Below are 20,666 nucleotides of genomic sequence, written 5' to 3' on the forward strand. Positions count from 1 at the left end.
AAAAACATGCTGAACAACTTTAAAATGTCAATGCTTTCGCTTCGTACCAGGATTTTCCTGTCGATGATTGTATTGATTGTTGTAGCGTCTTTTTTATTGGCCTCAATTTCGATTATTCAGTTTAAAACGGAGGCCAAAGAATACCATCAGGAACGTTTAGAGCGAAAAGAAAACGCGGTAAAAGAGCACATCAATTATGTTCTTTCAACCACAACTTATCCGCTGAAAACCCAGAATCTGGATTTAATTTTCAAAGATAAAATCCACGAATTAGCGCAGATTCATAAGATTGAAATCAATATTTATAGTCTTGACGGGAAATTGTTGAAATCGTCAAAAGAATCTTTTGCAGTCGATAAAGCGCCGCCGCCAATTCCGGAATATATCTTAAAATTAGTTCGTTCTTCTATCGAAAAACGTTTTGTAGACATTAAAACCATTGATGGCGTTAAAAACAGATCTTCGTATAGTTTAATAAAAGATGAAAAATTCAAACCTCTCGGAATTTTAAATTTACCTTATTTAGAAGACGATGGTTATTATGATAATGAGTTAAATACTTTTTTAATTCGTTTAAGTCAGGTCTATTCTTTTATGTTGATAGTGGCTTTTGCGTTGGCTTATTTTCTTTCGACATACATTACAAAATCACTAAAAACTATTTCTGAAAGACTGGAAGAAACCAATTTAGACCAGAAAAACGAGAAAATAGTTATTGAGGCAACCAGTAAAGAAGTTAATTTCCTTATTAAAGCTTATAACGGAATGGTGGATAAGCTGGAAACCAGTGCGATCAAACTTGCTCAAAGTGAACGTGAAGAAGCCTGGCGCGAAATGGCAAAGCAAGTAGCGCATGAGATCAAGAATCCGCTTACACCAATGCGATTAACGGTGCAGAGTTTTCAACGAAAGTTTGACCCGAACGATCCGGAAGTAAAGCAAAAAATGAACGATTACTCCGAAACTTTAATACAGCAAATCGATACCATGACAGCTGTAGCTTCAGCATTTTCGAATTTTGCTTCTATGCCGGCACAGCAAAATGAAACCTTAAACGTGGTTGCGGTTGTTGAACTTGCTCTAGACATTTTTAATGAAGATTATATTGTTTTTGAAAGTGACGAAGAGGAAATTATTTCGAAAATGGACAGAACACAACTAATACGTGTGATTACTAATTTGGTTAAAAATGCGACTCAGGCAATTCCGGAAAGTCAATTTCAAAAATCTATTCTGGTTACCGTAAAACGTAGAAATGATCACGTAGAAATAGCAGTAAAAGATAACGGAATTGGAATTCAGAAACAAGATATCGGCCGAATTTTTGAACCAAAATTTACTACCAAAACCAGCGGTATGGGGCTTGGACTAGGAATTATTAAAAACATTATCGAAAATTACAAAGGAACAATTACCTTTGAATCAACTTACGGAAAAGGAACCACATTTAGGGTTTCTTTACCTATCACCAACTCATAAATATTAGTGTCATGAATTACGAAAATATTTTAATTTCTATTGAAGAGAAAATAGCTACTATTACGATCAACAGACCTGCAAAATTAAATGCTTTAAATAAAGAGACCATTAGTGATCTTAGTAAAGCAATCAAATTACTGGGTAAAAATGATGACGTTCGTGTTATTATTTTAACAGGAAGCGGAGAAAAAGCATTTGTGGCTGGAGCTGATATTTCGGAGTTTGCTAATTATACCATAATTGAAGGCGCACAATTAGCAGCAGAAGGACAGGAATCTTTGTTTGATTTTATTCAAAATCTTAAAAAACCGGTTATTGCAGCTGTCAATGGTTTTGCATTAGGCGGTGGATTAGAATTGGCAATGGCTTGTCATTTTAGAGTAGCTTCAGAAAATGCTAAAATGGGACTTCCGGAAGTAACTCTGGGATTAATTCCTGGTTATGGTGGAACACAGCGTTTGCCTCAGTTAGTTGGTAAAGGCAAAGCAATGGAAATGATTATGACTGCAGCAATGATTTCTGCTGATGAAGCAAAACAATACGGATTGGTAAATTATGTTGTTCCTCAAGCGGAACTTCTTGACTTTACAAACGGAATCGCTCAGAAAATTATAAAAAATGCTCCTTTTGCTATTGCAAAAGCTATAAAAGCGATCAATGCCAATTTTGAAGATGGTAAAAACGGTTTTGATACTGAAATCAAATCATTTGGTAAATGTTTCGGCACTCAGGATTTTAAAGAAGGAACAACAGCCTTTTTAGAAAAACGAAAAGCAGAATTTACAGGAAAATAATTTTTTTCTTAACCGCAAAGGCCGCTAAGATTTACGCAATCCCGATAGCTATCGGGAGCAAAGTTTTTAATTTTCATTGTGCCCTTTGCGAAAAAACTTTGCGACCTTTGCGGTTAAAATAATAGACAAAGGTTGAAAAACCTTAGAACCTCAGCATCTTAGAACCTTAGCACCTTAAAAAAAATGTACGAACCAATATTTGCCCTTTTTTGTGAACGAGTTAGAGAAAGTATCCAGGCAGGAACATTCGCAAAACTTACTTTGGCAAAGACTATGGGGGACACAGAGATTAAAAATATCTATTTTAGATTGGTATTGAACGAAGATAATACTTATTCTATATCATTGACAACTCGCTACAAAACCGAAGAAATTGAGAGTATTCATACTTTGGATGAAGCTCTATTGGTTTTAGGAACGTATATAAAGAATCCGTTTTTGACCGCTTTACTTTTCACGACTGATAATGATCTTACTTTCAAAGTAAACAAAAAGAACGCAGGAAGTATTATCGAGCAGCCTCCAACGTTTAAAAATGCTTCACCAGTAATGCTGGAGATGATAGAAAAAGGGATTGTTTAAAAGTTAACTATGAATGAACTTAAGGGAATATTATGGAGACAATTTGGAGCTGTTATAGATATGCTCGAAAGTTCAATTTTAGTTTGCCCTGAAAGTTTTTGGAACCAAAAAGACTTTTGGTATTCCGCATATCATACTATTTTTTGGCTGGATTATTATTCCTCTACTGAACCCGATGCATTTTCTCCACCTACACCATTTTCTTTATCCGAATTTGATCCAAAAGGAATTTTACCAGAAAGAATCTATCTAAAAGAAGAATTGCTTGAATACCTTGAGTATTCACGTAAAAAGGTTTATTATTTAATTGATGGATTAAACGAAGAAACTTCAAAAGAAAGATTCATTACCCAAAATAAAAATTACAATCGAATTGAGATGATTCTGTACAACATGAGGCATGTACAGCATCATGTTGGGCAGTTAAATTTATTGTTGAGACAAAATGTTGATACAGCAGGAAAATGGGTTTCACAAACTGATAAAGAATATTGATAATCTAAGAACCTTTTTCGTGTATCTTTTCGAAATAACCTCTAAACAAGCTTTACAAACAAATTTGAGGCAATTTTATTAGAAATAGATAATTCTCTTTCATTGACTTTAATTCTCACTGATAAATCGAAAGATTCTTTAGAAAGAAACTGGATTTTTGAGCCCAAAGCGATTTCCTGTTTATCCAGATACTTCAAAAATTCAGATGAAGTATCTTTCACACCAACACAAACTCCGGTTTGACTCTCTTCTAATTCTGATAAAAGTTGTTTCTCAATTTTAATGATACGGCCGTTTGCATCCGGAATTGGATCACCATGCGGATCTTCTGTAGGATTTCCAAGAAAATCATCCAAACGGTTAATCAATTGCTCCGATTTGATGTGTTCTAACTGTTCTGCAATATCATGAACCTCATCCCAGCTGAAATTTAATTTTTCTACCAAAAAAACTTCCCATAAACGATGTTTTCTAACAATCATTTTGGCGGCTAATTTTCCGTTTTCTGTTAAGGAAACACCTTGGTATTTTTTGTAATTCACTAAATCTTTTTCCGCCAGCTTTTTAAGCATATCAGTAACTGATGAAGCTTTGGTTTCCATCATTTCAGCAATTGCATTGGTACTCACTTCAGATTCTAAAGCAGCTGTTAAGTGATATATCGATTTTAAGTAGTTTTCTTCTGAAAAGGTCATTTTTTTCTTTTTGAGGTTCAAAGAGGCAAAGGCTCAGAGGTTCAGAGTTTAAAATCTTTGTTCCTTTGAACCTCTGAGCCTTTGTTACTATTTCTTAACAATCAACAAAGGTATCGAAATTTTATGTCTCAATTTATCTACAGTTGTACCAAAAAGGATGTCTTTTAAACCAGTATGGCCGTGGGTTCCCATAACTAAAATATCAAAATTACCGGCATTGATAATTTTCGGTATTGTTGTATTGGGTTTTCCAAAACCAAGCTCAGTTTCTATTTTAAATCCTTTTTTAGTTAACATATCCTGATATTCTAAAAGCAATTTCTCGTCTATTGTGGTTTCGTGATCGTGGGTTTCAGTGCCATACATTAAAGCACCAACCGTTTCAACAATATGAATTAAGGTATACTGTGTTTCCATTCCGCCTAATTCAAAGGCATGGTTAAGTGCTGCCTCGTCTGCATTGGAAAAATCAACTGAAATAGCAATGTTTTTGACGGTCTGACTTGCTTTTGCAGTAAACTGAAGGTTTAAATTGTGTGGTGAATGATTGGTTATTTTCGATTTGGCTTTTGTTACAAAAGGTTTAAAAACAATATACAGCAATAACGCTAAGAATCCAAAAGCCAGTGGCACGACGGTAAGCCAAATTACGATTGGATTATTTGAAGTTTCAAGCCATGAAGTGATTTCATCATAAACTAATTTTGCATTAAGCGACACAATGATTAGGGCAATTATCCAGGAAATGACCTGCGTGGTGGTCGTAATGTGAAAACCTTTCATTTTTGATTTGTCGCTCACAAAATGTATAAGCGGAATAATGGCAAAACCTAGTTGCAGACTTAGTATTACCTGACTTAAGATTAGTAATTTTCCGGTTACGTTTTCGCCATAAATATAAATTACGATTAAGGCAGGTACAATGGCGATTAAACGGGTTATAATACGACGTACCCAAGGCTGAATGCGTAAATGTAAATAACCTTCCATAACAATTTGTCCTGCAAGTGTTCCGGTTACGGTTGAACTTTGTCCCGCAGCGATTAAGGCAACGGCAAAAAGAATTGGCGCCCATTTGGTTCCTAATAAAGGCTCAAGAAACTGATGTGCATCCTGAATTTCGGCTACTTCAAACATTCCGTTTTTATGAAAAGTTGCGGCGGCAAGAATCAGAATTGCTGCATTTACGAAAAAAGCTAGATTTAAAGCGATTGTAGAATCGATGAGGTTATATTTTAATGCTTGTTTGATTCCGGCCGGACTTCTGTCAAATTTTCTGGTTTGAACCAATGAAGAATGTAAGTAAAGGTTGTGTGGCATTACTGTTGCCCCAATAATTCCGATTGCAATATACAAAGCAGCAGAATTTGGAATAGAGGGAACAAGTCCAGCAATTATTTTAGAAACTTCGGGTTCAGCAAAGATCATTTCAAAAATGAAAGAAAAACCAATAATGGCAACCAGAGCTATAATGAAGGCCTCCATTTTACGGATTCCTTTATTGATCAGAAATAATAATAGAAAGGTGTCTAAAACCGTAATCAGAACGCCTTCAAGCAACGGAATTCCAAAAAGAAGATTGATTCCGATAGCCATTCCAAGTACTTCTGCTAAATCGCATGCAGCAATGGCAATTTCGGCCAAAAAGTATAAAATGTAATTAATATATTTTGAATAGGTTTCTCTTGAAGCCTGAGCGAGGTCGCGTTGTGTGACAATTCCCAATCGGGCACTTAAACTTTGCAGAAGTAAAGCCATCAGATTACTCATTAACAAAACCCAGACTAATGTATAACCAAATTGGCTACCGCCGGCAATATCTGTTGCCCAGTTTCCGGGGTCCATATATCCTACACTTACTAAGTATGCCGGACCCAAAAAGGCTAAAATTTTTCTAAATCCTGTTTTTTTATGCTCTGTGGCTACCGATTGGTTTACCTCTTCTAAAGATTTGGTCATTGCTAAAATATTGATTTTCCAAATATATAGAAAAATTATATTCGCTCAACAATATTTTTAGACAAGCCTAAAACTTAAATATTAGAATTTAAACAATTCGGGCATAAACCAGATAAAGTAAAATTGATCTCTTTTACTTTGTAATTATGCGGCATAATATAACTTGGTTTTACATTCTCAAGACAGGTAATCTCATGACAGTTTTCACAACTAAAATGAGCATGATTATGTATGTGCACACGTTGATGTGCATGATTGCATTTTGCATATTTTACCGTGCCGTCAAGGTTAGATATTTTGTGTATGATATCATCGTTTAATAAACGGTCAAGGATTCTGTAAATGGTAACGCGGTCACACAAATCGTTTATTTGTTTTTGAATTTCGGCATGAGAAAGGGCAGTCTTAGATTTCTCAAAAATCTCTAAAACGGCTGTCTTTGCTGCGGTGTTGCGTGCTATTTTCATTTTTATAAATTAAAAAAATTAACGCAACATTGTTGCGATTTTGTTTTTATGTGTATATTTGCAACAATATTGCATTAAACAAATGTACAGAAAATGAAGAAAACCACGACATCTTTTTACGATATTTTAGGAGTTTCAAGTGCTACCATTTGTTTGGTTCATTGTTTGATTTTTCCACTCTTAACAATTCTTCCTTTAGGGATAAGTCATAACCCGGTAATAGATTTACTTTTTGCTTTAATTGGGTTATTTGCAGTTATCAAAATTATAAAAAAATCGTCTCTTTTAATCTCCTCTATTTTGATTGTTTCAATGAGTTTGATTTGGATTAGTGTCCTGAGTGATCTTTTTTTTGAGATCCATCTGGACTTAATTTATTTTGGAGGAACAGGAATGATCATTGGCCATTTGATGAATTACAAGATACACAAAAAGCAGCATCATTAAAATAGATTATTATGAATAAAAGCAATTTCGAAGTGATTATCATTGGGGGCAGCTATAGTGGATTGTCTGCTGCAATGAGTTTAGGACGCTCTTTGCGTCAGGTTTTAGTTATCGACAGCGGTTTGCCATGTAACAGACAAACGCCTTATTCCCATAATTTTATAACACAAGATGGTGAAAAGCCTGCCACTATTTCGGCGAAAGCCAAACTTCAGGTTGATCTTTACAAAACTGTTGAATTTTATAAGGGACTTGCAGTAAAAGCTGTTAAAGTCGAAAATGGTTTTGAAGTCACTACAGCATCAGGAGATGTTTTTACTTCAAGAAAATTACTATTCGCAACCGGAGTTAAAGATTTGTTTCCAGAGATTCATGGATTTGCAGATTGCTGGGGTATTTCAGTTTTACACTGCCCATATTGTCATGGCTATGAAGTGAAAAATGAGAAAACGGCCATTATTGCAAACGGAGAAATGGGATTTGAATATGCAAAACTAATTTCAAATTGGACTAAAGATTTGAGATTATGTACCAATGGAAAGTCGGAGTTGACTTTGGAACAAATTCAAATCCTTAAAAAGCACGATGTTTCAATTTTTGAAGATAAAATTGATTCGTTTGAACATAGTGACGGATATATTTTGAATATTGTTTTTGGAAACAATGAAAAGATTGAAGTGAAAGCCGTTTATGCAAAACCTCCTCTAGAGCAACATTGTCCATTACCCGAAATTTTGGGTTGTGAATTCAACGAACAAGGGTTGCTTAAAACTGATTTTATGCAAAAGACAAATATTTCGGGTGTCTATGCCAGCGGAGACTGTAGTACTCAAATGCGATCTGTGGCTTTGGCTGTTTCTTCGGGATCTTTTGTAGGAGCTGTTATTAATAAAGAACTTATTGACGAGGATTTTTGATGATGTAAACCTGTCGGGTTTTATTGAAGCGATATATTGCCCCTGGCTCGGGTAGGGGAAACAAGATTTGAATAGGAAAGGTTTAAGTCAAAAAGCGTTTGACTTTCATTAATACACGTAGATGTATGTGAAATCTAGCTTTTCTTTTTATTCTTTTTAAGAGGAACTAGATGATGTGTTTCTGTGCGTTTAAACATTTTTAACGTATTGAAATTGAATTGTTTTAAAATATCTCTTTAAGAATAATTATTTATCAAATTTAATTTTTAGTTTTGTCTAAAAATTATTTTAACAAAATGAAACATTTATTTTTGATTATATTAATACTTGCCGCAAAACATACTTATTCGCAAAATATATCTGGTAAAGTATCTACTGATATTCCTGCGGTACAGGAAATTAATGTTGTGCTGTTAAATACAAACTTTAAAACACATAGTGATAGTATCGGATATTATAAACTTGAAAATATTCCGAGTGGTTCTTATAAAATTGAAGTCACTTCGACTGGATTTAAAACAATAATTAAAAGAGTTTCAATTTTAGAAAAGCAAAATTTAAATCTCGATTTTGAATTGAATGAAGATCAGAATGAATTGAATGAAGTGGTAGTTTCAGGAACTCTAAAACCTGTTAAAAGATTAGAGAGTGCAGTTCCTGTTGAGGTTTATTCTCCGGCTTTTTTCAAAAAAAATCCAACTCCAAGTATTTATGATGCGCTTCAGAATATAAATGGAGTTAGGCCACAGCTTAATTGTGGTGTTTGTAATACGGGAGATATTCATATAAACGGATTAGAAGGCCCGTATACTTTAGTTTTAATCGACGGAATGCCCATTGTAAGCAGCTTGTCAACAGTTTATGGATTATCTGGAATTCCGAATTCTTTGGTCGAGCGAATTGAGATTGTAAAAGGCCCGGCTTCTTCTCTTTACGGAAGTGAAGCAGTTGGAGGTTTGATTAATATTATTACCAAGAACCCAACAAATGCGCCCGTATTTTCTGCGGATGTTTTTACAACAACTTATTTAGAAACCAATGTTGACTTAGGTATGAAATTTAGCCCAACAAAAAAATCAACAACACTCTTAGGTATTAATTATTTCAATTACAATCAGGTAGTCGACAAGGATCATGATAATTTTACAGATGTAACACTTTCTGATCGAATTTCAATATTCAATAAATGGAATTTTCAAAGAAATAATAATCGTCTTTTTACGGTGGCAGCACGAGGAATGTACGAGGATCGTTGGGGAGGAGATGTTCGTTGGGAAAAAAAATATCGTGGTGGCGATGAAATCTATGGAGAAAGTATTTACACCAAAAGAGCCGAATTAATAGGGAGTTATCAATTGCCTTTTGAAGAAAAACTGATGCTTTCGTTTTCAGGAAATGTTCATTATCAGGACAGCCGTTATGGAACAACATCATATATTGCCAATCAGAAAATTGGTTTTTTGCAATTGACCTGGGATAGAAAATTGGGAAGAAATGATTTATTGGCAGGAATCGCGAGTCGATATTCCTATTATGATGATAATACAACTGCCACAAAAGAGCCTGAAAATACATGGCTTCCCGGAATTTTTGTTCAGGACGAAATTACATTTTCTCCAAAAAGTCAGGTTTTGTTAGGAATGCGCTATGATTATAATTCGATTCATGGATCCATTTTCACTCCAAGATTTGCCTATCGATTTAAAGCTAATGAAAACACTATTTTTCGATTAAATGCCGGAACCGGATTTAGAGTTGTGAATTTATTTACCGAAGATCACGCCGCTTTAACAGGTTCAAGAGATGTTGTAATTGCCAATGATTTGAAACCGGAACAATCCGTAAATGTAAATTTAAACTATATTCAGAAAATTAATTTTGGTAATGGAACCTTTATGGGTATCGAAACAACCGCTTTTTATACACGATTTAGCAATAAAATCATTTCAGACTATAAAAGTGACCCAAATAAGATTATTTATGATAATATCGACGGATATGCATTGAGTCAGGGAATAAGTACCAATATAGATCTTAATTTTCCATCAGGACTTAAATTTATTGTTGGAGCAACAGTTTTAGATAATAAAAATGTTCAGAATGGAATCTCTGAAAGACCTTTCTTAACAGAAAATTTTACCGCAACCTGGAGTGTTTCATATAAAATTCAACCCTGGAATTTATCAGTAGATTATACAGGAAATGTGTATAGCCCAATGAATTTGCCTTTGCTGAGCGAAACAGATCCAAGAAGTCCGAAATCGCCTTGGTATAGTATTCAAAATATTCAGTTTACCTATACAGGCTGGAAAAATTTTGAAGTGTACGGTGGTATCAAAAATTTGCTGAACTTTACACCAATGCAAAAGAATCCGTTTTTGATTTCAAGAACAAATGATCCGTTTGATAAAAATGTGCAGTACGATTCCTCTGGAAAAGTATTGGTGACACCTGATAATCCATATGGTTTGACTTTTGACACGACTTATGTTTATGGACAAAACCAGACCATTCGAGGCTTTTTTGGATTGCGATATACTTTGAGGTGATTTTTTCTGATTGTCACCCTGAGCGAAGTCGAAGGGCTTGCCAGTTAGAGCGGGGCTTCGACTTCGCTCAGCCTGACAATTGCTAATCAATCATATTAAAAAAAATCCTTTTAATCTGTGTGATCAGTGGCAAAAAAAACAAAACAATGAAAAAGCTATTTCTTTTAATTTGCTTGTTAGGAATAACTTCAATAGGATTTTGCCAGTTAAAAAGCAGAACCTTTGAGGAAATAGATAGCTTGCAGCAGATTCAAAAACGAAAAATTATTGTTTTCATTCATACCGATTGGTGTCAGTTTTGTCAACACATGAAAGCAACAACTTTCAAAAATCAGGAAATTATCAATGAGCTAAATTCAAATTTCTATTTTATTGATTTTAATGCTGAAGATAAAAGAGAAATAACGTTTAATAACCGAACGTTTAAGTATCAACCTTCTGGAAATGATGTAGGAGTGCATGAACTGGCACTGCAACTCGGAACAAATAATAAGCAGCTCGTATATCCGGCTTTATGTGTTTTGAATGAAAAAAATGAAATTATTTTCCAGTATAACAACTACTTAAGCATATATGATTTTATGATTCTTTTGGGAAAACTGGAGAAATAAATTTTCTTATTTTTGAGAATGAATTCTTCGCAAATCAAACATTTCGATTACATTTTTACAGGAACTGGTCTGGCTTCTTTAATGACAGTTTATAAAATGGTTTTATCTGAAAAATTCTTAGAGAAGTCTATTCTACTACTTGATCAGGATTTAAAAAAAACAAACGACAGAACCTGGTGTTTTTGGGATAAAAGCGAAAATAGCTGGGATTCTGTTATTTCAAAAAAATGGGATTTGGCATTGTTTGCCAATAACGATTTTAATCGTCATTTAACGTTGAAGCCTTACCAATACAATCAAATTAAAGGCATTGATTTTTACAATTTTGTTTTTGAAGAAATTTCAAAACACTCAAATATTGTTTTTCTAAATGAAAAAGTAACGGATATCAACGAACTGGAAACTCACGTTTTTGTTGGTACAGAAGAAAATCGATATACCTGCAATTATTTGTTCAATAGTATTTATACTAAAGCTTTTGCCGAAGGACAGACAAGGTTCCCTGTTTTGAAACAGCATTTTATGGGCTGGTTTGTAAAAACCGAAACTGAAGTTTTTAATCCGGAAGAAGCTACTTTTATGGATTTTTCGGTAGAACAAAAAGGAAATACAAGATTTATGTATGTTCTGCCAGTTTCAAAAACCGAAGCTTTAGTTGAATATACTTTGTTCTCAGAAAAACTGCTTCCAAAAGAAGAATACGAAAATGAGATTCAGCTTTATCTGAAGAAACGCGGAATACAAAAATTTGAAATTCTGGAAAAGGAGCAGGGGAGTATTCCAATGACTTGTTACCCTTTTTGGAAAAAAAATACCAAACGTGTACTCAATATTGGTACTGCCGGTGGATGGACAAAAGCCAGCACAGGTTATACGTTTAAAAATTCAGATAAAAAGTCAAGCAAATTAGTGAAGTTTCTGCTGGAAAATAAAACGTCTGCAGATTTGTTAACTATGAAAAGTTTTCATAAAAAAAACAGGTTCTGGTTTTATGATTTATTGCTTTTAAATATTCTGTATCGTCACAATGAATTAGGAAGTGCTATCTTTTCTTCTTTATTCAGAAAAGGAAATCCAACTTTAATTTTTAAGTTTCTGGATGAAGAAACTACTTTGATTGAAGATTTTCAAGTGATTTTAAAATGCCCAAAACTTCCATTTATAAAATCATTGTTTCAGGTTATATTTAAATAAAAAGCCTCACGCAGATTTACTTCGTTGATATTTCATTTTGAAATCTGCTCATCCGAGCGATAGCTAAGAGTCGAAGCAATCTTCTAAATCTCTCTGAAAACCCTTCATTCAGTAATTATCTTATCAGTGATCTATAGCAAAATTTTACATTTTGACAGTAGCTACTCTTTTATCGTAAAAAAGAGAGGATACTTTGAAAACCGGGATTTATTCAAATAAAAATGTCTTATTTTTTTGTTTTATGAACTTTTAGAGGGGATTAGAAAGTCTTTTTACCTCTAGATTTGTCCATTGAAAACAATGTAGATATAATATGATCGTTCATTTACGATATTGAAGAAATTGGCAAATTATGGGAGTTACAAAACACTTAAATTTTGATGTAGAAACCAAGGCGATAGGGAAAATTTGTAAAGCAATGGGACATCCTACACGTATTCAGATTATGACACTTCTTTGGAAAAGAAACAATAGGACTTGTGGTGAAATTGTTGAATTAATTCCTCTGGCACAATCAACAATATCAAAACATTTATTAGAATTAAAAAAAGCAAAGCTGGTAAACATAGAAAACGTTGGAAAAAAAACGATTTATTCTATTGAAGTTGATAGTATTAAAATGCTTAAAAAATATTTGAGAAGTTATCTCACCACTATCGAAATTCCAGAGCAAAATAAGTCAACCGTTTCAGCAACCAAACACAAGTTAATAGGCAGGAAAAGCCATTTGAAAGAATACAATTATCAATTTCCTGATAGAAGAATAAAACAAGTCCTTTAGATATTTAGGATTTCTTTCTATTGAAATGAGTATTAAAAGAACGAAATTTCATGTTATTTTGAACTGTTCTGTTCAGTGTGAAATTTAATATCGAACTATAACAAAACTTTATACTTCAAATTAAGTAGTTGCAGTGAAACTTTGTAACTTTGCAGTTCAAAAGTAAAATTTAAAAAATAAAAATATGTATCCACAAGAAATGGTAAAACCTATGGAAGCTGAATTAACTTCTGCTGGTTTTCAAGATTTACATAGTGCCGAAGCTGTAGATAATGCTATTAAAGCTGAAGGTACAACTTTAGTTGTTGTAAACTCTGTTTGCGGTTGTGCTGCCAGAAATGCACGTCCGGGAGCAAAAATGAGTTTAGAAGGAGCTAAAAAACCAGATCACCTTATTACAGTTTTTGCAGGTGTTGATAAAGAAGCTGTTGATGCTGCAAGACAACATATGTTTCCTTTTCCTCCATCATCGCCATCTATGGCTTTGTTCAAAAACGGAGAATTAGTTCACATGTTAGAGCGTCACCATATCGAAGGACGTCCTGCTGAAATGATCGCTGAGAATTTACAGGATGCATTTAACGAGTTTTGTTAATTTAAGGGACTAAGGTTCTGAGTTGCTGAGGTTCTAAGGTTTTAGACTCAAAGTGACAAAGGTACAGAGGTACAAAGATTTAAAACAAAAGCACTATAGAAATATAGTGCTTTTGTTATTTTTATACGTTTTGGTTCAAAACCTTAGAACCTTAGTCGCTCAGTATCTCAGAACCTTTAAAGATTCCATCCCCCACCAAGTGCTCTGTATAATTCAACCATAGAACTTAATTGTCTTTCTGTTAACTGCGCCAGACTTAATTGTGCGTTAAACAAATTGGTTTCTACATCCAGAACCTCTAAGTAAGAAACATAACCACTGTCATATCTTTCTCGTGACAGTTTAAAGTTTATTAAAGCAGCGTCAACCTGTCTGTTGCGGGCTTTCCATTCTTCTTTATAAGTTCTGACGTTTTGTATGGATTGTTCTACCTCAGACACAGCTTCAATATAAGTTTTTTGATAAATGAATTTGAATTGTTCTGCCTGTTGTCTGTTTATTTCGACTCTTCTTTTGTTTTTTCCGAAGGCAAATATTGGACCTGCAATTCCTGCTGATGCATTTTGCAAATAGGAACTTCCCAAAAATAGATTGCTCAAATCGGCACTGGCAAATCCGGCAATTGCGGCTAAATTTAGAGAAGGAAATCGCATTGCTTGAGCTACGCCGATTCTGTCATTTGCTGCTTTATATTGTAATTCGGCTGCTTTTACATCAGGTCTGTTTTCTAACAAGGCTGATGGAAGCGAGAGCGGAATTTCACTAACAATTCGCAGTTCTGTGTTGCTTTTTCCCCGTGGTATTTCCGTAGGAAGCTGACCGGTAAGTAATGCAATTGTGTTTTCCTGATAGGTTATTTGCCTTTGAATGTTTGGAATTGCAGCTTCGGCAATTGCAACTTGCTGTTCAATTTGTACTTTATCAACTTCGGAGATATAGCCGCTTTTAAATCTTTCGTTTATAATGTCATAATATTTCTCTCTGGTAGAAAGGGTTGACTTTGTAATTTCCAGCTGTTCATCTAGATTTCGCATTTGAAAATAGGCAGTTGCAATATTAGCTACAATATCTGAAAGCACTACTTTACGAGCTTCTTCAGTAGCTAAGAGTTCGCTTTTAACCGCATTGTTTTCATGACGGTATTTCCCCCAAAAATCAAGCTCCCAGGACATACTGGCTCCCGCATTTGAAGGCATAAAGTTTTTATCGTTGCTGTTTATCGTTGCTCCATATTGAAAGGAAGGAAATAGATCTGCTTTGGTATAACCTAATTGAGCACGAAGCTGATCGATTCGGGAAACAGCAATTTTAAGATCATAATTGTTTTCCAGTCCTTTTTTAATCAGGTCTTTTAAAACGTCATCATTAAACAAATCAAACCATTTTAAGTTGGTGACCGAAGCCAGACTGTCCAGGTTTGTTTCATTTTTATAAGATTCGGATTTTTGTTGTTCCGGTTTAGCATATTTAGGCCCCACCATACAACCAATTGGCAATAGTGCGAGTATAAATAAAACCACGATTATTTTATGTCTCTTACTCATGGTCTGTAGTATTTGGTTCTACATTATGTCCTTCGGTCTGGATGGTATCATCTTTCTTTTTTCCGATGTTTTCGATCATTACAAATAGACCAGGTACAATTAATACACCTAAAACTGTGGCAATCAACATACCGCTGAATACCGCCATTCCCATTACAATACGGGCTTGTGAACCCGCACCAGTTGCTGTCAATAAAGGAACTACCCCAAGAATGAATGCAAATGCGGTCATCAGAATTGGACGAAAACGAAGTTTTGCTGCAACCATTGCCGATTCGTAAAGCGGTTTTCCTTTTTCGTATTCTTCTTTGGCAAATTCTACGATAAGAATAGCATTTTTGGCTACAAGTCCAATTAGTAAAACGAGTCCAATTTGCGCAAATACATTGTTGACATAGGCGTCACTTCCAAATCTTGCTAAAAGAAGCCCTAAAAAGGCACCAAATACAGCAAACGGAGCGCCTAGTAATACACTAAAAGGTAATTTCCAACTTTCATATTGTGCGGCAAGAATCAGGAATACAAATACCAATGCCATTATGAAAACAGAACCTCCACCCGGTGAATGCTTTTCCTGATAAGACAAGTTGATGTAGTCGAAACTCATATCTGCAGGCAAAGTCTGTTTGGCGACTTCTTCAAGTGCAGTCAAGGCTTGCGCACTACTGTAGCCATCATTTGGACTTCCTCCAATTTCTGCCGATCGGAACAAATTTAAACGATTTGTAAAATCAGGACCTGTAACTTTTGTTGCCGTAACAAGTGTTGATATAGGTAACATATTGCCAGCATTGTTTTTTACATAAATCAGATTTAAATCTTCTGGACTTACACGATCGGCCGCTTCACCTTGAAGATAAACTTTGTATTGACGGCCAAAACGGTTGAAGTCATTTACATAACTTCCTCCTAAAAATGCGCCCAATGCTTCTGTAACTTTAGAAACGGGAATGCCTAATTTCATGGCTTTGTCATTGTCAATATCTAATTTAATCTGTGGTGTACCGGCATTAAAAGTGGTATAAATTCGTTTTATTTCTGGGCGCTGCTGTGCTGCGGCTATAAAAGCTTGTGTTTGTTCTGCCAGATACTGAGGAGTGTTTCCGCCTCTGTCCTGTAACATCAGACTAAAACCTGCAGAAGCACCTAAACCCTGAATTGCCGGAGGACCAAATGAAAAGCAAGTGGCAGTCGTAATTTGGGTGGCAAGTTTCATGTTAAATCTGTCCACAAATTGTTTGGCTGTTTCTGCCCGGTCTTCCCACGGTTTTAATGAGATGAAAATGAAAGCATTGTTAGGCTGATAAGAGTTAGTAAGCATACTAAATCCATTTATCGTAGTGTAAGACAAGATTGATTTTTCTTCTTTTAAGAAACTGTCTACCTTTTTTGATATTTCGTCTGTACGTTGTAATGATGATGCAGGAGGTAATGCAATGTTTACCAAAACATAACCCTGATCTTCTTCAGGAATAAATCCTAACGGAATTTTTTTGCCTAAGAATACAATGGCAACCAATATGACCGCTAGTAAAAGAATAATGCGTATTGCTTTTTTAGCAAAAAAGGTTGCTCCGCTAATATATTTTCCTGTAACTTTTTCGAAGATTCTGTTAAATCCGGCAAAAAACTTTGCCAGCCATCCTGTCTGTTCTTCAATAGGTTTGGTTGGCTTTAGCAGCATAGCACAAAGGGCGGGACTTAAAGACAGTGCACTAAATGCCGAGAACGCGACCGAGACGGCAATTGTTATGGCAAATTGCTGGTAAAAACGTCCGGTTATCCCCGGTGTCATTGCAACCGGAATAAATACGGCACATAAAATTAAAGCAATTGCAATAACAGGACCAGATACTTCACGCATAGCCTGAACCGTGGCTTCCTTCGGAGTTTTTCCGTGTTCGATATGATGAATAACCGCTTCAACAACTACAATCGCATCATCGACCACAATACCAATTGCAAGAACCAATCCCAGCAATGATAGTGTATTGATTGAAAATCCTAATAATGGGAAAACGGCAATGGTTCCGATAAGAGAAACAGGAACGGTAATTAAAGGAATTAAAGTAGCACGCCAGTTTTGCAGAAAAATGAATACCACCAAAATAACTAATATAATGGCTTCAAAAAGGGTGTGCACAATGTCGTCAACTCCCGCAGTAATTGCCAGAGTGGTATCTAAAGATTCTTGATATTCAATATCTTTTGGAAACTTCTCAGCTAAAATTTTCATAGTGCTTTTTGCTGTTTCAGCTACCTCAAGAGCATTACTACCCGGCATTTGGTATACAGCCACAACGGCACTTGGGGAACTGTTTCTTCTGGCGGTAGAGCTGTAATTTTCTGTTCCTAATTCAATTCGGGCAATATCACCCATTAATACTTGGGCTCCGTCTTCCTTGCTTCGAACGACGATGTTTCCAAATTCTTTTTCAGTAACTAATCGGTCCTGAAGTGTTACGCCATATGTAAATTCGGTGTTGGCAGGTGCCGGTTCAGCACCAAATTTTCCTCCCGGACTAATCATATTTTGAGCATTCAGTGCATTTTTTACATCATCAACCGTAATACCAAGTTTGCTCATCATGTCGGCCTTGAGCCAAATCCTCATCGAATAATCACTTCCTCCAAAAAGAGTGACTTCTCCAACTCCTTTTATACGGGCCAATTGATCTACGATATTAATGCTGGCATAATTGTTTAAAAACTTAGCATCATATTGCGGATTGGTTGATGTTACAGTGAACAGCATCATTGGAAAAGACAAAGATTTCTTTACCACAACTCCCTGTTGTTTTACACTTGAAGGCATAAAAGGAGCAGATTGGTTTTGTCTGTTTTGTGTAAGCATATTGGCATTATCCAAATTGGTTCCCACATCAAAAGTTACCTCAATTGTACAGGCACCATCAGAAGTATTGATTGACTTCATGTATAACATGTTTTCAACACCATTTACTTTTTGTTCAATTGGTGTTGCAACTGCCTGTTCAACATTCAGTGCATTTGCTCCTGTAAAAGAAGTAGTAATTTTTACAACAGGAGGATTAATATCCGGATATTGCGAAATAGGCGTTTTTTGTAAAGCCAGTAATCCAAGTATCACAATAATAATACTGATTACAATAGCGACGATAGGTCTTCGAACGAAAAATTCTCCCATAATACAATGTATCTAGATTATTTAGTAGCTGCAGATTCAGTTTCACCTAATTGCCATTGTGTGACTTTTGGTGTAATAACGCTTCCATTTTTCAATAATGAAGTACCTCCCATGGCGATCTTGTCGCCAGGTTTTAAACCTTCTTCAATAATATATCCATTCTTAACTGCCGGACCAGGTTTTACAATTTGCATTTGTACTTTATTGTCATTTCCTAAAACATAAACCTGATAAATGCCCTGCACCTCTATAACAGCACGCTGCGGAATAACAATTGCATCTTTGCGAATGTCGGTAAGCAACGCAATTTTTGCATATTGACCCGGACGAAGTAATTTGTCAGGATTAGGAAATGCAGCTTCAAATGTGATGGCACCAGTTGCAGGATCTATTTGTCTGTCGGTAAAACTTACTTTTCCTGTTTGAGGGTAAATCGAACCATCAGATAATTTTAAAGAAACGGTTGCTCCGGAACCTTTTAAAGCCGAATTTGGTTTATTGAATTCTCTGTAAAGACGCAAAAATTCCTGTTCACTCATGGTAAATCGAACTCTTACATCTCCTAAATCAGAAATTGTATTTAGAATAGATATGGCACCTGGGCGCACATAATCACCAACTCTTACTTTTGAAATCCCAATTAATCCGGAAATTGGTGCAACGATTCGACAGTAACCTAATTCAATTCTGGCATTTTGTACCGATGCATCTGATGCTTTAATCTGAGCGACGGAAGCATTGTAAGCTGATTTAGCAGAAATTAATTCTCTTTGGCTGACCGCATTCATTTTTGCCAATGGCGTAATCATATCCAGATCTGATTTGGTTTTTGATAATCGTGCCTGTGATTCTGCAGCAGAACCTTCTGCTTCATTAAGTCTTGCTTTATAAGGCAAAGGATCTATAGTGTATAATAATTGTCCTTTGGTAACGAAGCTCCCTTCTTTAAAGTTCAGGCTCTCGATAATACCATCAACTCGAGGGTTTATTTGTATATCAGATTGGCCAAAAGTTTGTCCGGTGTATTCAGATTCTATTTTAACATCTTGCTGTAATACAGTTGTAACTGAAATTTCAAGGGGCTTGGGTTGTGGCGGGGCTTCTTTTTTGCAGGATAACAATAAAAAAAGTAAGAAAATTGCCGGAGAGTAAATTTTGTTCATTTTTAATTTTTTATTAAATTCTATTAAAACTCAACTAACTAAAAACCAAATAAATCCTTAAGCTAAGTTAACATTTTTTTAATTAAGATTTGAAATATTATTTTCATTTTGATTTTTTCTTAAATTTATATTTAATTGATATTCAATAAGTAGAAAATCGACGAAATGTTAAGAAACAATGGTGAAATGCATTATTTGTAGGAATGAATATTTTGAATAGAGATCATACTAATTTTAAACAAGTGTAATTATGTCGAAAAAGGATAAAAAAAAGGGACATGATTTGGATGAAGGCCCCGGTAATTTAAAATCACTTAATAAAAAAGAACTCCTGCAAAGGGCTAAGAAATTTTCTGAGCAATATTGTATTGGTGATAATAAAGAATTCAGGCTTAAAGGCAGGTCAACTTTAGATTCATTAGATGAAAAAAAAACAGATGTAAAAAAAACACTGAAAATGGGTGTAAAGGCATTGGCTGCAATGCAAGATATACTCTATGCACAGGATAAATGGTCAGTTCTTCTTATTTTTCAGGCTATGGATGCTGCAGGAAAAGATGGTGCTATTAAGCATGTTATGTCTGGTATAAATCCGCAGGGTTGCCAGGTTTCTTCTTTTAAAGGGCCAAGTTCAGAAGAGCTGGATCATGATTATTTATGGCGTTGTCAGAAACACTTGCCGGAACGAGGACGCATAGGAATTTTCAATCGTTCGTATTATGAAGAAGTACTGGTAGTTCGTGTACATGAACAAATATTGAAAGGTCAAAAAATCCCTGAAAAGTTAGTGACCAAAGATATCTGGGAAAACCGTTTTGAAGATATTCGTAATTTTGAAAAATACCTGAACAGAAATGGAACCATTGTAATTAAGTTTTTTTTGAATCTTTCTAAAGAAGAACAAAAGAAAAGATTTATAGAACGTGTTGATAATCCTGATAAAAATTGGAAATTTAGTGCTGCCGACGCTAAAGAAAGAGGATATTGGGATGATTATATGTTTGCTTATGAAGAGTTAATTAAAAACACATCAACCAAAAAATCTCCATGGTACGTTATTCCTGCTGATGATAAGTATCATGCCCGAATTGCAATTGCTTCGGCAGTTATTCATGCTTTAGATGGGATGGATTTAGAATATCCAAAGGTTAGTGAAGAAAAAATTGCTGAATTAAACGCAGTAAAACAAGCGCTTTTAGATGAGGATAATTAATTTTGACCAGATTAA

The 20,666-nt window shown here is 35.0% G+C and carries 18 protein-coding genes; 12 read left to right on the top strand and 6 right to left on the bottom strand.

The window, feature by feature from the left end; translation table 11 throughout:
* Positions 1–63 precede the first annotated feature (63 nt).
* From OLM51_RS03070 to OLM51_RS03085, 4 genes are all read left to right on the top strand, one after another.
* Positions 64–1,479 carry an ATP-binding protein gene (locus tag OLM51_RS03070; protein WP_264554269.1) on the top strand — a complete coding sequence of 472 codons (1,416 nt, stop codon included), beginning with the start codon at positions 64–66 and terminating at the stop codon, positions 1,477–1,479.
* 11 nt (positions 1,480–1,490) lie between these two features.
* On the top strand, positions 1,491–2,273 hold the full coding sequence (locus OLM51_RS03075) for an enoyl-CoA hydratase/isomerase family protein (protein WP_264552940.1): 783 nt from the start codon (positions 1,491–1,493) through the stop codon (positions 2,271–2,273).
* 183 nt (positions 2,274–2,456) lie between these two features.
* Positions 2,457–2,855, top strand: a complete 399-nt coding sequence (locus tag OLM51_RS03080) for a hypothetical protein (RefSeq protein WP_264552941.1) — start codon at positions 2,457–2,459, stop codon at positions 2,853–2,855.
* A 9-nt stretch (positions 2,856–2,864) separates the two neighbouring features.
* Positions 2,865–3,350, top strand: coding sequence for a DinB family protein (locus OLM51_RS03085; RefSeq protein WP_264552942.1), 486 nt, complete (start codon positions 2,865–2,867; stop codon positions 3,348–3,350).
* 41 nt (positions 3,351–3,391) lie between these two features.
* On the opposite strand, the gene OLM51_RS03090 is transcribed toward OLM51_RS03085, so the two are convergent.
* From OLM51_RS03090 to OLM51_RS03100, 3 genes are all read right to left on the bottom strand, one after another.
* Positions 3,392–4,045: a metal-dependent transcriptional regulator gene (locus OLM51_RS03090; RefSeq protein ID WP_264552943.1), complete on the bottom strand. Its 654-nt coding sequence runs from the start codon at positions 4,043–4,045 to the stop codon at positions 3,392–3,394.
* 87 nt (positions 4,046–4,132) lie between these two features.
* Positions 4,133–6,004: an Nramp family divalent metal transporter gene (locus OLM51_RS03095; protein ID WP_264552944.1), complete on the bottom strand. Its 1,872-nt coding sequence runs from the start codon at positions 6,002–6,004 to the stop codon at positions 4,133–4,135.
* A gap of 74 nt (positions 6,005–6,078) precedes the next feature.
* Entirely contained in the window at positions 6,079–6,471 is a 393-nt protein-coding gene (locus OLM51_RS03100; RefSeq protein WP_264552945.1) for a Fur family transcriptional regulator, read from the bottom strand.
* 93 nt (positions 6,472–6,564) lie between these two features.
* On the opposite strand from OLM51_RS03100, the gene OLM51_RS03105 reads away from it, so the two are divergent.
* The 7 genes from OLM51_RS03105 (at position 6,565) to OLM51_RS03135 (ending at position 13,565) form a co-directional block, all read left to right on the top strand.
* Positions 6,565–6,918 (top strand): MerC domain-containing protein, encoded by a 354-nt coding sequence (locus OLM51_RS03105; protein WP_264552946.1) that lies wholly within the window; start codon positions 6,565–6,567, stop codon positions 6,916–6,918.
* An 11-nt stretch (positions 6,919–6,929) separates the two neighbouring features.
* Positions 6,930–7,835, top strand: a complete 906-nt coding sequence (locus OLM51_RS03110) for an NAD(P)/FAD-dependent oxidoreductase (protein WP_264552947.1) — start codon at positions 6,930–6,932, stop codon at positions 7,833–7,835.
* Positions 7,836–8,131: 296 nt separating this feature from the next.
* Positions 8,132–10,384, top strand: a complete 2,253-nt coding sequence (locus tag OLM51_RS03115; protein ID WP_264552948.1) for a TonB-dependent receptor — start codon at positions 8,132–8,134, stop codon at positions 10,382–10,384.
* Between the two features lie 146 nt (positions 10,385–10,530).
* Complete coding sequence (locus OLM51_RS03120) at positions 10,531–10,995, top strand: thioredoxin family protein (protein WP_264552949.1); 465 nt, start codon at positions 10,531–10,533, stop codon at positions 10,993–10,995.
* An 18-nt stretch (positions 10,996–11,013) separates the two neighbouring features.
* Positions 11,014–12,189, top strand: coding sequence for a lycopene cyclase family protein (locus tag OLM51_RS03125; protein ID WP_264552950.1), 1,176 nt, complete (start codon positions 11,014–11,016; stop codon positions 12,187–12,189).
* 352 nt (positions 12,190–12,541) lie between these two features.
* The gene (locus OLM51_RS03130; protein WP_264552951.1) at positions 12,542–12,970 is read left to right on the top strand and encodes an ArsR/SmtB family transcription factor; all 429 of its coding nucleotides are present in this window, start codon (positions 12,542–12,544) and stop codon (positions 12,968–12,970) included.
* 184 nt (positions 12,971–13,154) lie between these two features.
* Complete coding sequence (locus OLM51_RS03135) at positions 13,155–13,565, top strand: BrxA/BrxB family bacilliredoxin (RefSeq protein WP_115887696.1); 411 nt, start codon at positions 13,155–13,157, stop codon at positions 13,563–13,565.
* 176 nt (positions 13,566–13,741) lie between these two features.
* On the opposite strand, the gene OLM51_RS03140 is transcribed toward OLM51_RS03135, so the two are convergent.
* The 3 genes from OLM51_RS03140 to OLM51_RS03150 are packed head-to-tail and all read right to left on the bottom strand — an operon-like array spanning position 13,742 to position 19,438.
* Positions 13,742–15,109, bottom strand: a complete 1,368-nt coding sequence (locus OLM51_RS03140; protein WP_264552952.1) for an efflux transporter outer membrane subunit — start codon at positions 15,107–15,109, stop codon at positions 13,742–13,744.
* Complete coding sequence (locus OLM51_RS03145; RefSeq protein WP_264552953.1) at positions 15,102–18,275, bottom strand: efflux RND transporter permease subunit; 3,174 nt, start codon at positions 18,273–18,275, stop codon at positions 15,102–15,104. Before OLM51_RS03145 ends, OLM51_RS03140 begins: the two co-directional genes overlap by 8 nt.
* Positions 18,276–18,292: 17 nt before the next feature.
* Positions 18,293–19,438, bottom strand: a complete 1,146-nt coding sequence (locus OLM51_RS03150; protein WP_264552954.1) for an efflux RND transporter periplasmic adaptor subunit — start codon at positions 19,436–19,438, stop codon at positions 18,293–18,295.
* 250 nt (positions 19,439–19,688) lie between these two features.
* Between OLM51_RS03150 and OLM51_RS03155 the strand changes: the two genes are divergently transcribed.
* Entirely contained in the window at positions 19,689–20,651 is a 963-nt protein-coding gene (locus OLM51_RS03155; protein WP_264552955.1) for a polyphosphate kinase 2 family protein, read from the top strand.
* The last annotated feature ends 15 nt before the right edge of the window (positions 20,652–20,666 follow it).

Source organism: Flavobacterium sp. N2038, from assembly GCF_025947185.1.
Lineage (GTDB): Bacteria > Bacteroidota > Bacteroidia > Flavobacteriales > Flavobacteriaceae > Flavobacterium.